Raw genomic sequence first — 13715 nt, 5'->3', positions numbered from 1 at the left:
CTAGTGCGCGACGCCGGCGGCGCCGTGCTCGTCGATCAGATAGCCGGTTTCGAACCGTTTCAGGCTGAACGGCGCGGCGATGGCGTTCGGCTCGTCCTTGGCGATCAGGTCGGCAAAGACATGGCCGGAGCCCGGTGTCGCCTTGAAGCCGCCGGTGCCCCAGCCGCAATTGAAATAGAGCCCATCGACCGGTGTTTTCGAGATGATCGGCGAGGCGTCCGGGCAGGTATCGACGATACCGCCCCAGGTCCGCAGCACGCGCAGGCGTGAGACGATGGGGTAAAGCTCGACCGCCGCCGCCAGCAGCCCCTCGACCGTGGGCAAGCTGCCGCGCTGGCTGTAGGAATTGTAGGCATCGACACCGGCGCCGAAGACCAACTCGCCCTTGTCGGACTGGCTGATATACATATGCACCGCGTTCGACATCACGACCGTGTCGATGCAGGGCTTGATCGGCTCGGAGACGAGCGCCTGTAGCGGGCGGGAGTCGATCGGCAGGTTCAGACCGGCCATGGACGCGACGACGCCGGAATGACCGGCGGTGACAACGCCGACCTTCTTCGCCTTGATCGTTCCGCGGTTTGTTGCGATGCCGATAACCTTGCCGCCGTCGCGCAGGATATCGGTGACCTCGCAATTCTGGATGATGTCGACGCCGAGATCGTCGGCCGCGCGGGCATAGCCCCAGGCCACCGCATCGTGCCGGGCGGTGCCGCCACGGCGCTGGATGAAGCCGCCCATGACCGGGTAGCGAATGCCGGGATTGGTATCGATGATCGGCACCAGCTGCTTGATCTGGGCCGGGCTCATCACCTCGCTGTCGATGCCGTTCAGGCGGATCGCCTCGACCCGGCGGCGCATTTCCTTCAGCTCATGCTCTGAATGCGCCAGCGTCAGCACGCCGCGCTGGGAGAACATGACGTTGAAATTCAGCTCCTGGCTCATGCCTTCCCAGAGCTTCAGCGCATGCTCGTAGATGCCGGCGCTTTCGTCCCAGAGATAGTTGGAGCGGATGATAGTGGTGTTCCGGCCGGTATTGCCGCCGCCGATCCAGCCCTTTTCGACCACAGCGATATTCTTGATGCCGTGCACGGAGGCGAGATAGTAGGCCGTGGCCAGCCCATGGCCGCCGCCGCCGACAATGATTACGTCGTACTCGGGCTTCGGCTCCGGCGAACGCCAGGCCTTTTGCCAGTTCTCGTGATAGCTCAGCGCGTTGCGCGCCAGTGCGAAGATCGAGTAGCGGGAAGACCCGCCCCTCAGTGCCCGCATGCCGTTCGCGGAACCCTTCATCGCCATGCTCCCATAGAACCTAAGAATAGCCAGAATGATCCGGACCGTAATCGGAGCTGTCCAGCCCCTGTTGTTCCGGCCCGACCTGCGGTGACGCCGCTGGAACAGGCCGGATGGGTTCTTTTACCGCAAGCGCGGGAGTTTAGAGATTCGGAATGTAATCCGCCGCGTCCGGTCGTTTGTCCGGGTTGGCGTGCAGGTCGATCGCCATCAGCATGTCATGCCCGTCGATTTTGTCGCGGATCGGCAGCCGGACACAGCAAATGCCGTATGTCTGATTGCGCCATATGAAGCGGTTTTCGTGAATGGTCGGGCGGCCTGATGAGAGGCATTGCCGGTTCTGCCGGATGAGGGCGGCGGCATAGTCCGGATAGGGCATGTCGCTGACATGCATGTTGGTAAAATCCATGCCGCCCTTGTTGGCGGCAATGACTGAGTAGAGCCGGTAGATGAAGTCTGCGCCGTCTTTGACGGGTTCCAGCAGGGAAATGCGGCCCATCAGTTTACCGAAGCTCTCGGGCGGAAAATGGGAACGCGGCGGCAGGCCAGGCCCGGTCCAACTTTCCCAGCGCTCCAGCATGTGAAGGGAAGGCCGCACCGCTGGTGCGTCGCGCGAAAGCTCGACGGCGGAGATCAGTCCGCCCCGTCTCGTGCCGTCGAGGTTCGGGACGAGGTGGTCTTCATCTGGCATGTGTCATCGGAGGGTTAGTTGAGACGAAACTTCCGCTTCAGGCCTTCGTGGAAAAGCCGCTCTGCATGGTCGGACGGGGTCGCTGTACCAGCTGGATTGTCCGCATACCAGTCCCGATAATCGGCAAGCCGGACGGGGTTCAGGAATTCCTGGCATCCTCTGCCGCGATTGGCTGCCTTGAAACGCAGGATGTCGTCGAAGGTGACGCCGGCCACCTCGACCTTTTCAACCTGTCCCCCGGCGTCGAACCCAAGAACGATGCGGTTAAGATAAGGATATTGCGCCTCCGCCAGCATCATCGCCATCCCGCCTGCACCATTAGACGGCGCGTAGATCCAGCACCCGACATGGGCCCATTGCTGATGCAGCATGCGTAATACGGAATCGCGGGCTCCAGGCGTTGTTTCTCCCTTGCGGCCAAAGCGGATGGCGACCGGGTCATTGATGGCTGCCTTGATGTCCTGAAGACGGGCGCCGCTCTTGGCCGCGGAAGCAAAGTCGAGCAGCAGCTTCTTGACAAGCTCCTGGCCGGCTTCACCGGCGTCGGATGCTTTTTCCGTCTCGCTTGCAGACACCATGACAAGTTCGACCATTGGCGCATTCAGAGCCAGCCAGTCCGCCGCCAACTCTGAGGACCGCCCGGAGTTGCCGTTATCGGTGCAGCCATGCGGATCAGCCGGTGAGAGCGCGGTAAGAAGACCGGTCGGCCTAGCCGCCAGATAGGTGGCGACAGCCGCGTCGAAGCGACTGAAATCCTCACGCATGGCGCTGTAGAATGCGACACAGGCACGTCCGGCGGTCTGTAGTTCGTCCGGCGCCTCGTCGCTGGCCGTGATGCGCGATACCGATTGCCGTTGCAGGGTGTCGTAGGTTGCGCCGATACCGGCTAAGCCGCTTGGACCGGCCGATGCGATCCTGCGCATCAGCCATCCGTCATCGGCCCGCTGAAGTCCGCTTGGGGCAGTCAGGATCTCCGCCGCGCTTGTGCCACCGGAAAGCGTATCGCTGAAAAGCAGGGTGCCGGATGTCCGTGCGCGGATGCTGATCTGTTGAAATTCGGGCGTGCCGGTGGAAATGCGCACCATGGTTCCGCCCTCGGTCAGAGGAACGTCTTTCTGGATGACATGTTTTTCCACTGCGCTCGGGGCGATAGCGGCGATCAGCCGCTCAATGGGAACGCCGGTGGGGCGGCCAAGGAATGTTTCGGCCTGCTCCAGCAGCGGCACGGAAAACTCCGGCACGGCGGATAGATGAAGGGAACGCTGCGGGGGTGAGGTGCCGCTCAGCAGAACGGGGTTTCCTGTGATACGGGCGCCATCGTCGAGAGACAGGCTGTTTCCGTCCGCATTCAGGGTCTTTGGCAGGGTGCCGGACGCATCAGTGTACTCGGCCTTGATTATCAAAGATCGCTCGACGGCAAAGTCGCAGCAGAATGCCTCCATGCCCGACTTAGCCGCCGCAGCGGGAGCGGATACCGTGATTTCTTCAGAGAGATAGCAGTCATCGAAATGTCCGGCGACCACCGGGCAGGCGACCGGGCCGCCGGTCGGTGCGATAGCGGCTTCGAAGGTCTGTGACGATTGCGACAGGCAAAATGCGAACAGAGCCGGGCCGCCGAGCAGGATAATTGCGAGACCAGCGGCAATCGCCATGCCCAGGCGCCTGCGCCGGTGCGGCGGTTTGGCGGCCGTTTCAGCCTGATTGGCTTCAGTATCTCTCTTGGCGGAAAGATCAGGTTTTTTGCCAGATTGAGCCGAGGCGCTTTTGGCGTTCGTCGCGCTGTCTTTTTTCGGGGAGGCCGGATCTTTTTTAGAGGAGGCCGGATCCTTCGCATCGGACGCCACTACACTGGATTCTGCGGCATCCTTTTTATCGGAGGCGGAGGTTTCCGGCTTTTGATCGTTCGGAGTCTTTTTCGGATCGTTCTTCTCGTCGGGATTGTCCGGTGCCGACATATCGAAACTCCAACTGCATAACGCGTGGTGAAAAGATAAGCGAAAACAGCAGGAAATACCAACTTGTTGGCATGCTGATGACGGCGTCCACGAGCTAAGCGCGGCGGGGCGCTGTCATTCCGCGCTAATGACCCTGAGTTCAACCGTTGATGACGTGGCCACCAGATGCCGGTTCCGGGGGGATCTCGAGGCGTGAAAGCTCAAAGAAGCGCACAAGAAAAAGGGCCGGCAAACATGCCGACCCTTTTCTTTTACACGCTAGCGTCAGATCAGGCGACGGCCTGACCTTCCTTGCGCAGATGTTCCAGCCCGCGGTCGAGGCCGCGCCGGAAGCAGTCAAACATCTCGTCGACCTCAGCCTCGGTGATGACCAATGGCGGGCAGAAGGCGATGCTGTCGCCGATGGCGCGCAGCATCAGGCCTTCCTCGGTCGCCAGGTCGGCGATCATCGGGCCGACGCCGGCGGAGGCTTCGAACGGCTTCTTTGTGGCCTTGTTCTGCATCACCTGGATGGCGCCGACCAGACCGACGCCGCGGGCTTCGCCAACCAGAGGATGGTCTGAGAAGGAGCGGATCCCCTTCTGGAAGTGCGGGGCAACGCCCTGCGCCTTCTCCATGATGTTTTCTTCGTCGTAGATCTTCAATGTCTCAAGGGCAACGGCGGCGCAGACCGGGTGGCCGGAATAAGTGTAGCCATGGCCGAAGGCGCCGAGCTCGGCGCTGGCTTTCTTCACCGGCTCATAGACCTTCTCGTTGATGACGGTCGCGGAGATCGGCAGATAGCTGGAAGACAGGGCCTTCGCACAAACCAGAATGTCCGGCTTCATGCCGAAGGTCTGGGAGCCCCAGTAATTGCCCGTTCGGCCAAAACCGCAGATCACTTCGTCGGCAACCAGCAGGATGTCGTACTTGTTGAGGACCTTCTGGATCTTCTCGAAATAAGTCTTTGGCGGAACAATCACGCCGCCGGCACCCATCACGGGCTCGGCGAAGAAGGCGGCAACCGTGTCCGGGCCTTCTTCGATGATCAGGTTCTCGAGATTTTCGGCCAAGCGAGTGGCGAAATCCTCTTCGCTCTCACCGGGATTGCACTTGGAATAGTAGTGCGGCTCGTCCGTGTGAATGAAGTTGGCGAGCGGCACGTCGAAGCCGCGATGGTTCATCGCCCGGCCGGTCAGGCTCGACGCGGCGAGAGTGATGCCGTGATAGCCGTTCATACGACCGACGATCTTCTTCTTGTGATGCCGGCCGAGGGCGTTGTTGTAATACCAGATGATCTTGATCGCGGTGTCGTTCGCTTCCGAGCCGGAATTGTTGAAGAACACCTTGGACATCGGCACCGGCATCTTGGAAATGAGCTTCTCGGCCAGATCGATGCTCGGCAGATGCGCCTTGTGCGCGAAGGTATGATAGTAGGGCAGGGTATCGAACTGCTTCATTGCTGCCTGTTTCAGGCGCTCTGAATTGAAGCCGAGGGAGGTCGACCAGAGGCCGGCCATGCCCTCGATATATTTCTTTCCGGAATCATCATAGACATAGACGCCTTCCCCACGCTCGATGATCATTGGGCCCTTTTCCTCATGAGCCTCAAAGTTCGTGTAGGGATGCAGCACATAAGCGACGTCACGCGCCGCCGGTGAATTCGGCTGGAAAGGCATTGCGATTCTCCTTTGGGAACGGCGCAGAACAGGCCGTGGGGACTGACCGCAAACATATCACGTCATTTGGGCTTGAAAAGCCAGAGCGCGATCCCCGAAAGAAAAAGGATCGGCGAACTGTATTGCCTATGTTGCACTGCACTGAAGCATAGGTAATGTGCGTGGCGTGCTATTTCGCGTTGTGCGTTTCTGCGCTGTTTTTCCAAGGCTTCCGCAGACATCAATGTCATTGACGCCACCAGGACGAGGGGGTTTTATGCATTAATCCCGGCCAGTCGTTTCTGCCGGGCCGCGCCCAGATCGAGATTCCGAAAGTCATAGAAGGGTCTGCATCGGGCGCGACAGAGGCATCATTGGGGAGCTTTTCATGCGCAAAGCATTCACCGCCCTTGCGGTAGCGGCCGTCGTTGCCGCTTCCGGAGGTCTCGCCGAGGCGAAGACCTTGAAGTGGGGTTTCCAGACAGACACTACATCTCTCGATCCGCACGCCCACAACGTGACCTTCACCCTCGGTTTCCTCGGAAACATCTATGAGGGTCTGGTCCGTCGTGACGCGGATCTGAAGTTCGAGCCGGGTCTTGCGACCAAGTGGGAAAACCTTGAGCCGACCCGCTGGCGGTTCCATCTCCGCAAAGGCGTCAAGTTCCACAACGGGAACGACTTCAACGCGGACGACGTACTCTTCTCCTATGAGCGGACGAACAACGAGGACGCCAACCTGCGCGGCCGCGTCGTCGGCATCAAGGAAGTCGTCAAGGTTGACGATTACACGGTCGACTTCATCACCGAGAAACCGAATCCCATCATTTATTATGAGTGGGATACCTGGTTCATCATGGACAAGGAGTGGTCCGAAGAGAAGGGCGCCACGACCCCGACCAACACCTCTACGGGTGTCGAGAGCTATGCCGCTCACCACGAAAACGGCACAGGCGCTTTCATGATCACCGAGCGCCAGACCGACGTGAAGACGGTTCTGGTTCCGTTCAAGGACTGGTGGGACAAGCCGCAGCACAACCTGACCGAAGTCATCATGACGCCGATCGGCCAGGACGCGACCCGCGTCGCGGCTCTGCTGTCCGGCGAAGTTGACATGGTCTATCCGGTGCCGGTGCAGGACATCAAGCGGGTGAACAGCAACGACGGCACCAGCGTGCTCGTCGGTCCGGAACTGCGGACGATCTTCCTGTTCTTCGATATGTTCCGTGACGAACTGCTCTATTCCAACGTCAAGGGCAAGAACCCGTTCAAGGACCTCAAGGTCCGTCAGGCGATGTATCACGCGATCGATATCGAGGCGATCAAGAAGAAGATCATGCGCGGTCTGTCCGATCCGTCCGCGATCATGATTTCTCCGAAGCTGTTCGATAAGTCCGAAGGCTTCCAGCGTCTGCCGTACGATCGGAACAAAGCCAAGGCTCTGCTGGCCGAGGCCGGTTATCCGGACGGGTTCGAAACCCGGATGGATTGCCCGAACGATCGCTATGTCAACGACGAGCAGATCTGTCAGGCCATCGTCTCGATGCTTGCCAAGGTCGGCATCAAGTCCTCTCTGGTTGCGCAGCCGAAAGCGAAGTATTTCGCTGCGATCAACCCGAAGGGCGGCAGCGACTACGCGTTCGGCCTCCTCGGCTGGACCCCGGGCAGCTTCGATTCCTGGAACGTGCTGTTCAATCTTCTGAACACGCCGACACCGGCGGAAGGCCGTGGCCCGTATAACTATTCTGGCTACAGCAATGCACGTGTCGACGAGTTGACCGACATGATCGGTGTCGAAACGGACAAGGCAAAGCGCGACGCGATGATCGAGGAAGCTTTCAAGATCTCCACGTCTGAAGTTGCCACGATCCCGCTTCACCAGCAGGCTCTCGCCTGGGGTAAGCGCGACAACATCGAGCTGAAGCAGCGTGCTGACAACCAGTTCCGCTTCTACTACGTCAACGTGAAGTAATTCACGGGCGAATGGGTGTGGGCCGGTCTTGTGACCGGCCCTTGCCTTTTTGAGAGATTTGCTAACCTGCCGGAAAGCGTGACCGTTCATGGCCGCATTCATTCTTCGTCGGCTGGCCCAGTCCATCATTGTGATGCTCGTGGTCGGCCTCGTTGCCTTTTTCATGTTCCAGTTCCTCGGGGATCCCGTGAACCAGATGGTCGGGGTCGACACTCCGGTCGCTGAGCGCGAAGCCCTGCGCGAACGGCTCGGCCTGAATGATCCGTTGATCATTCGTTTCGGGAAGTTCGTCGTGAACGCGGCGCAGCTCGAATTTGGTTTGTCATACCAGCACAAGTCGCCTGTGACAGACCTGCTGCTGGAGCGGATGCCCGCTACCATCGAGCTCAGCATGGTTTCCGCCGTAATCGCCTTCGCACTGGCGCTTCCAGCGGGTGTCTATACTGGGCTCTACCGGAATCGATGGAGCAGCAAGGCGATGCTGACCCTGTCACTGATCGGGATTTCGGTACCGACCTTCCTGATCGGTATTCTGTTCATCTATCTCTTCGCGGTGGTGCTCGGCTGGCTGCCGTCCTTTGGGCGAGGCGATGTCGTAACGCTGCCGGGCGGCTGGACCACCGGCTTGCTGACGGCCAGCGGCCTCAAGGCGATCATCCTGCCGGCCCTGACGCTCGGCCTGTTCACCCTGACCCTGATCATGCGCCTGATACGGGCCGAGATGCTGGAAGTGCTGCGCACGGACTACATCAAGTTCGCACGCGCCCGGGGGCTGACCAACCGGGCTGTCAATTTCGGCCATGCCCTGAAAAACACGCTGGTGCCGGTGATTACAGTGACCGGCCTGCTGCTCGGCAACCTGATCGCCTTCGCGATCATCACTGAGAGCGTGTTCCAGTGGCCGGGGATGGGACGTCTGTTCCTGCAGTCGATCCAGGAAGTGGATCTGCCCGTCATGTCCGCCTACCTGGTGATGATTTCGTTCCTCTTTGTCGTTTTGAACCTGGTCGTCGATATTCTCTATTACGTCGTGGATCCGCGCTTGCGCGTCGAAGGCCACGGCGGCGGACACTGAGGGCCGGCAGATGACTGATACAACCTCACCCAAACTCGCCTCCGCGAAGCCAAGTCTGCTCTACCGGATCTGGGATCACGAGCTCTGCTACAGCTTCCGGAATTCTCCTCTTACCGTGGCGGCGGCGGTGGTCACACTGCTGATGATCCTGTCGGCGGTGTTCGCCGGGGTCATAGCGCCGCACAATCCCTTCGATCTGGCCTCCATCGACCTGATGGATTCAGAGTTGCCACCGGCCTGGACCGAAGATGGCGAGGCCCGGTTCCTTCTCGGAACGGACAATCTCGGCCGCGATATCTACTCGACCATCCTGTACGGCATGCGGATCTCGCTGCTGGTCGGTTTCGCCAGTGTCGTGCTGTCAGCGGTCATCGGGATTTCGGCTGGTCTCGTTGCCGGCTATATCGGCGGCAAGGTCGATGCCGTCATCATGCGGATCGCGGATATCCAGCTTTCCTTCCCGACCATCCTGATCGCCTTGCTGATCGACGGCATCATGCGTGGCATTCTGGACCGGGAACAGCATGACGCGATGATCATTCCGGTGCTGGTGCTCTCCATCGGCATTTCCAACTGGGTGCAGTATGCCCGTACGGTGCGCGGCTCGACCCTGGTCGAGCGGAACAAGGAATATGTTCAGGCGGCGCGGATTATCGGCCTGCATCCGATCCTGATCATGATCAGGCACGTGCTGCCGAACGTGATGGGGCCGGTGCTGGTTATTGCAACGCTGGGTCTTGCCTTCGCCATCCTGACAGAAGCGACCCTGTCCTTCCTCGGCGTCGGCATGCCGCCGACCGAGCCGTCGCTTGGCACCCTGATCCAGATCGGTAACGATTTCCTGTTCTCTGGCCTCTGGTGGATCTCGATCTTCCCGGGAATGACGCTGGCGGTCCTCGTGCTCGCCGTCAATCTCCTCGGGGATTGGCTCCGTGACGCCCTCAACCCGAAGCTGCGCTGATGTCGAAACATCTTCTTGAAGTCAAAAACCTCCGTATCGAGTTTCCGACGCGGAGAGGCTTGCTGACGGCCATCGACGATGTGTCTTTCCACATTGACGAAGGCGAAGTGCTCGGCGTGGTCGGGGAATCCGGCGCCGGTAAATCCCTCACCGGAGCGGCCATCATCGGCCTGCTGGAGCCGCCAGGGCGCGTCGCCGGTGGCGAGATCATCATGAACGGTCGCCGGATCGACAACCTCGGATACGAGGAAATGCGGAAGATCCGCGGCCGCGAAATCGGTGCGATTTTCCAGGATCCACTGACCAGCCTCAACCCGCTCTACACGGTTGGTCGCCAGCTTACCGAGACGATCATGACCCATACGGACATGACGCCGACGAAAGCCCGGGAACGTGCCATCGAATTGCTGACGGAGGTCGGCATCCCGGCACCGGAGAAGCGGGTCGATCAGTATCCGCACCAGTTCTCCGGCGGTATGCGCCAGCGCGTCGTCATCGCGCTCGCCCTGTGCGTCAATCCGAAGCTGGTGGTGGCGGATGAGCCGACAACGGCGCTCGACGTCTCGATCCAGGCGCAGATCATCGCGCTCTTGAAGAAGCTGTGCCGGGATCATGGCACAGCGGTCATGTTGGTGACCCACGATATGGGCGTTATCGCCGAAACCGCCGACCGCGTGGCCGTCATGTATGCCGGTCGCATCGCCGAGGTCGGTCCTGTGCGTCAGGTTGTGAAGCAGGCCAAGCATCCCTATACCGAAGGTCTGATGGGCTCGATTCCGATGATCGGCCATACCGGCGAAAAACTGCAGCAGATCGAAGGCTCCATGCCGCGTCTGACTAACATTCCGACCGGCTGTGCTTTCAATCCGCGTTGCCCGAAGTCGTTCGATCGCTGCTTCAAGGAGCGGCCGAACACGATTGATGTGGACGGAACCGAGGTGGCTTGCTGGCTCTATGACAAGGAGGCGGCCCATGTCTGATGCGATGACGTCTGATAAGATGATCGCCAGGGAAAAGGCCGAGGCGAAGGTGCCTTTCGAAACGATCCTCGAGGTGAAGGGCCTGAAGCGTTACTTCGACGTTTCAGCTCCATGGCTGAACCGTGTCCTCGAAGGGGCACCGAAGCAGATCCTGAAGGCCGTGGATGGCATTGATTTCGCTATCAAACCGGGTGAGACCTTCAGCCTTGTCGGAGAATCCGGCTGCGGCAAGTCCACGGTGGCGAAACTGATCGTTGGCCTGCATGGGCCGAGCAGCGGTTCCATCGAGTTCGAGGGCATGGATATCGCAGGTCGCTCCCGCAAGGAGATGGCGCCGATCCGCCGCCGCCTGCAGATGATTTTCCAGGATCCCTATGCCAGCCTCAATCCGCGCTGGAAAGTCAGGGATATCATTGCCGAGCCGATCCGCGCTTTCGATCTGGCGGACAGTCCGGACGAGGTGCTGGAGCGGGTCGGGCGGTTGTTGACACAGGTCGGCCTGGCGCCGGCGGATGGTGACAAATATCCGCATGAGTTCTCCGGCGGTCAGCGCCAGAGGCTCTCGATTGCACGCGCCCTCGCGAGCGAGCCGGATTTCCTGGTCTGCGACGAGCCGACCTCGGCGCTCGACGTGTCTGTGCAGGCCCAGATCCTGAACCTGATGCGGGATCTGCAGAAGGAACTGGGGCTGACCTATCTGTTCATCAGCCACAACCTCGCGGTGGTCTGTCATGTCTCCGACCGCGTCGGCGTCATGTATCTTGGCCGTCTGGCCGAGGTTGCGCCGACTGACCTCCTGTTCAGCAAACCACGCCATCCCTATACGCGGTTGCTGCTGGATACGATCCCGGATCTTGAAATGTCCGGTCGTGAGCGGATGCCGGTGGCTGGCGAAGTCCCGAACCCGATCAATCCGCCGGACGGTTGCGCCTTTCATCCGCGTTGCCCCTTCGCGAATGATCGTTGCAGAAGCGAACGCCCGGATCCGAGGCCGACCGGAGACGGTGCACTCGTCGCCTGTCACGGCATCGAGGAAGGCCGCATTCCGGACGCACCGATCATCAGCAAGCCGGCGATCCCGGAAGGGTTGGAAGCTTAGAGCTCAATCACACAGACCAAGAGGCACAGATACTGTGCTTTGAAGAATAAAGGCCCCGGGGTGCGTTCCCCGGGGCCTTTTTGATTTCAAGCAATGGTGAATGTCCGCTACCGGTGAAGGGTCGGCGTGGAACTACTTCGCGTACCCGATTTCCGTGAGCGCTTCCTTGATCTCCGGCAGGATCGACGCATCGTCGATGGTGGCCGGCATCGGATAGTCTTGCCCGTCCGCGATTTTCTGCATGGTGCCGCGCAGAATCTTGCCGGAGCGGGTTTTCGGCAGGCGATGGACGATGGTGGCCTGCTTGAAGGCAGCCACCGGCCCGATCCGGTCGCGGACCATCTGCACCAGTTCTTTCAGGATCTGCTCGTCCGGCGTGTTCACGCCATCCTTCAGCACCACGAAGCCGAGCGGGACCTGACCCTTGAGCTGGTCGGCGACGCCGATGACAGCGCATTCGGCGACGGCCGGATGTGCCGCCAGCACCTCTTCCATGCCGCCGGTGGAGAGCCGGTGTCCGGCGACGTTGATGATGTCGTCTGTCCGGCTCATCACATAGAGGTAGCCATCCTCGTCCATGTAGCCCGCGTCCCCGGTCTTGTAGTAGCCGGGATAGTCGGCGAGGTAGCTTTCAACGAAGCGGTCGTCATTCTGCCAGAGAGTCGGCAGGGAGCCTGGCGGCATGGGCAGCTTGATCGAGATGGCGCCGATATCGCCGCGCTTCATTTCCTTGTTCGCCTCATCGAGGATCTGCACGTCCCAGCCGGGCACGGCACGTGTGGGCGAGCCAGCCTTGACCGGAAGCTCCTCGATGCCGAGGCAGTTGGAGGCGATCGGCCAGCCGGTTTCGGTCTGCCACCAATGATCCACCACTGGGACTTTCAGCTTTTCCTCGCACCAGTGCAGTGTGTCCGGATCGCAGCGCTCGCCCGCAAGGAACTGGGCCTTGTAGTGGCTGAGGTCGTAATCCGCGAGCAGCTTGCCGTCCGGATCTTCTTTCTTGATCGCCCGGATGGCGGTTGGCGCGGTGAACATGGTGCTCACCTTGTGCTCCGAGATGACCCTCCAGAAGGCACCCGCATCCGGCGTGCCGACCGGTTTGCCTTCATAGAGCATGGTGGTGCAGCCATGGAATAGCGGTGCGTAGACGATATAGGAATGGCCGACCACCCAGCCGACGTCCGACGCTGCCCAGAAGACTTCGCCCGGATCGACGCCATATATGTTTTTCATCGACCACTTGAGGGCGACGAGATGCCCGCCTGTGTCGCGCACCACTCCCTTCGGTACACCAGTGGTTCCGGAAGTGTAGAGAATGTAGGCGGGGTCGGTCGCAAGCACTTCGGCGCAGGGCGCTGGCTCCACGCCGTCATGGGCGGCGTTCCATTCGATGTCCCGGCCGGGGGTCAGCACGGCTTCGGCCATCGGGCGTTGGTGGACGATGCAATGATCCGGCTTGTGTGCCGCCATCTCGATGGCGCCGTCGAGCAGCGGCATGTAGGCGACTGTGCGACCGGGCTCAATGCCGCAGGAAGCGCTGACGATCAGCTTCGGTTTGCAATCGTCGATCCGCTTTGCCAGCTCGTTCGAGGCGAAGCCGCCGAAGACGACGGAGTGCACTGCGCCGATCCTTGTCGCGGCCAGCATGGCTATTACGGCTTCTGGGATCATCGGCATGTAGATGATGACCCGGTCGCCGTAGCCGAGACCATATTTCGCGAGCACACCGGCAAAGGCGGCCACCTTGTCGGTCAACTCGCTGTAGCTGAAGCTCTGCTTGGTGTCGGTGACCGGGCTGTCATAGATCAGAGCCGCCTGGTCGCCGCGGCCTTCTTTGACATGCCGGTCGAGCGCGTTGTAGCAGGTGTTCGTCGTGCCGCCAGAAAACCAGCGATAGAAGGGCGGCTTGCTGTCGTCGAGCACCTTGTCCCAGCGCTTGAACCAGAAAATGTCTTCGGCCGCCGCGCCCCAGAATGCTTCCCGGTCGTCGAGAGAATGCCGATAGACGTCGTCAAACTGGCCCATATTCAGAGCCTCCCTTGATGGTGTTCT

Annotated in this window: 10 protein-coding genes; 5 read left to right on the top strand and 5 right to left on the bottom strand. The window is 60.4% G+C overall.

The window, feature by feature from the left end:
- The 4 genes from VOI22_RS09915 to VOI22_RS09900 form a co-directional block, all read right to left on the bottom strand.
- The gene (locus VOI22_RS09915; protein WP_323797016.1) at positions 1–1272 is read right to left on the bottom strand and encodes a sarcosine oxidase subunit beta family protein; all 1272 of its coding nucleotides are present in this window, start codon (positions 1270–1272) and stop codon (positions 1–3) included.
- A gap of 163 nt (positions 1273–1435) precedes the next feature.
- Positions 1436–1984: a hypothetical protein gene (locus tag VOI22_RS09910; RefSeq protein WP_323796361.1), complete on the bottom strand. Its 549-nt coding sequence runs from the start codon at positions 1982–1984 to the stop codon at positions 1436–1438.
- A gap of 14 nt (positions 1985–1998) precedes the next feature.
- The gene (locus VOI22_RS09905; protein WP_323796360.1) at positions 1999–3939 is read right to left on the bottom strand and encodes a hypothetical protein; all 1941 of its coding nucleotides are present in this window, start codon (positions 3937–3939) and stop codon (positions 1999–2001) included.
- A 269-nt stretch (positions 3940–4208) separates the two neighbouring features.
- Positions 4209–5597, bottom strand: coding sequence for an aspartate aminotransferase family protein (locus tag VOI22_RS09900; protein WP_323796359.1), 1389 nt, complete (start codon positions 5595–5597; stop codon positions 4209–4211).
- 367 nt (positions 5598–5964) lie between these two features.
- Between VOI22_RS09900 and VOI22_RS09895 the strand changes: the two genes are divergently transcribed.
- From VOI22_RS09895 to VOI22_RS09875, 5 genes are all read left to right on the top strand, one after another.
- Positions 5965–7548 carry an ABC transporter substrate-binding protein gene (locus VOI22_RS09895; RefSeq protein WP_028466857.1) on the top strand — a complete coding sequence of 528 codons (1584 nt, stop codon included), beginning with the start codon at positions 5965–5967 and terminating at the stop codon, positions 7546–7548.
- Between the two features lie 88 nt (positions 7549–7636).
- Positions 7637–8623 (top strand): ABC transporter permease, encoded by a 987-nt coding sequence (locus VOI22_RS09890; RefSeq protein ID WP_323796358.1) that lies wholly within the window; start codon positions 7637–7639, stop codon positions 8621–8623.
- Between the two features lie 10 nt (positions 8624–8633).
- Complete coding sequence (locus VOI22_RS09885) at positions 8634–9584, top strand: ABC transporter permease (protein ID WP_323796357.1); 951 nt, start codon at positions 8634–8636, stop codon at positions 9582–9584.
- Positions 9584–10564 (top strand): ABC transporter ATP-binding protein, encoded by a 981-nt coding sequence (locus VOI22_RS09880; protein WP_323796356.1) that lies wholly within the window; start codon positions 9584–9586, stop codon positions 10562–10564. Before VOI22_RS09885 ends, VOI22_RS09880 begins: the two co-directional genes overlap by 1 nt.
- Positions 10565–10583: 19 nt before the next feature.
- On the top strand, positions 10584–11663 hold the full coding sequence (locus VOI22_RS09875; protein WP_416366247.1) for an ABC transporter ATP-binding protein: 1080 nt from the start codon (positions 10584–10586) through the stop codon (positions 11661–11663).
- Between the two features lie 132 nt (positions 11664–11795).
- Here the strand turns inward: VOI22_RS09875 and VOI22_RS09870 are convergent, their stop codons facing one another.
- Positions 11796–13688: a propionyl-CoA synthetase gene (locus VOI22_RS09870; RefSeq protein ID WP_323796354.1), complete on the bottom strand. Its 1893-nt coding sequence runs from the start codon at positions 13686–13688 to the stop codon at positions 11796–11798.
- Between the last annotated feature and the right edge of the window lie 27 nt (positions 13689–13715).

Source organism: Nisaea sp., from assembly GCF_034670185.1.
Lineage (GTDB): Bacteria > Pseudomonadota > Alphaproteobacteria > Thalassobaculales > Thalassobaculaceae > Nisaea.
Note: the sequence above shows the minus strand (reverse complement) of the source record. Positions and strands in the feature narration are given on the sequence as shown.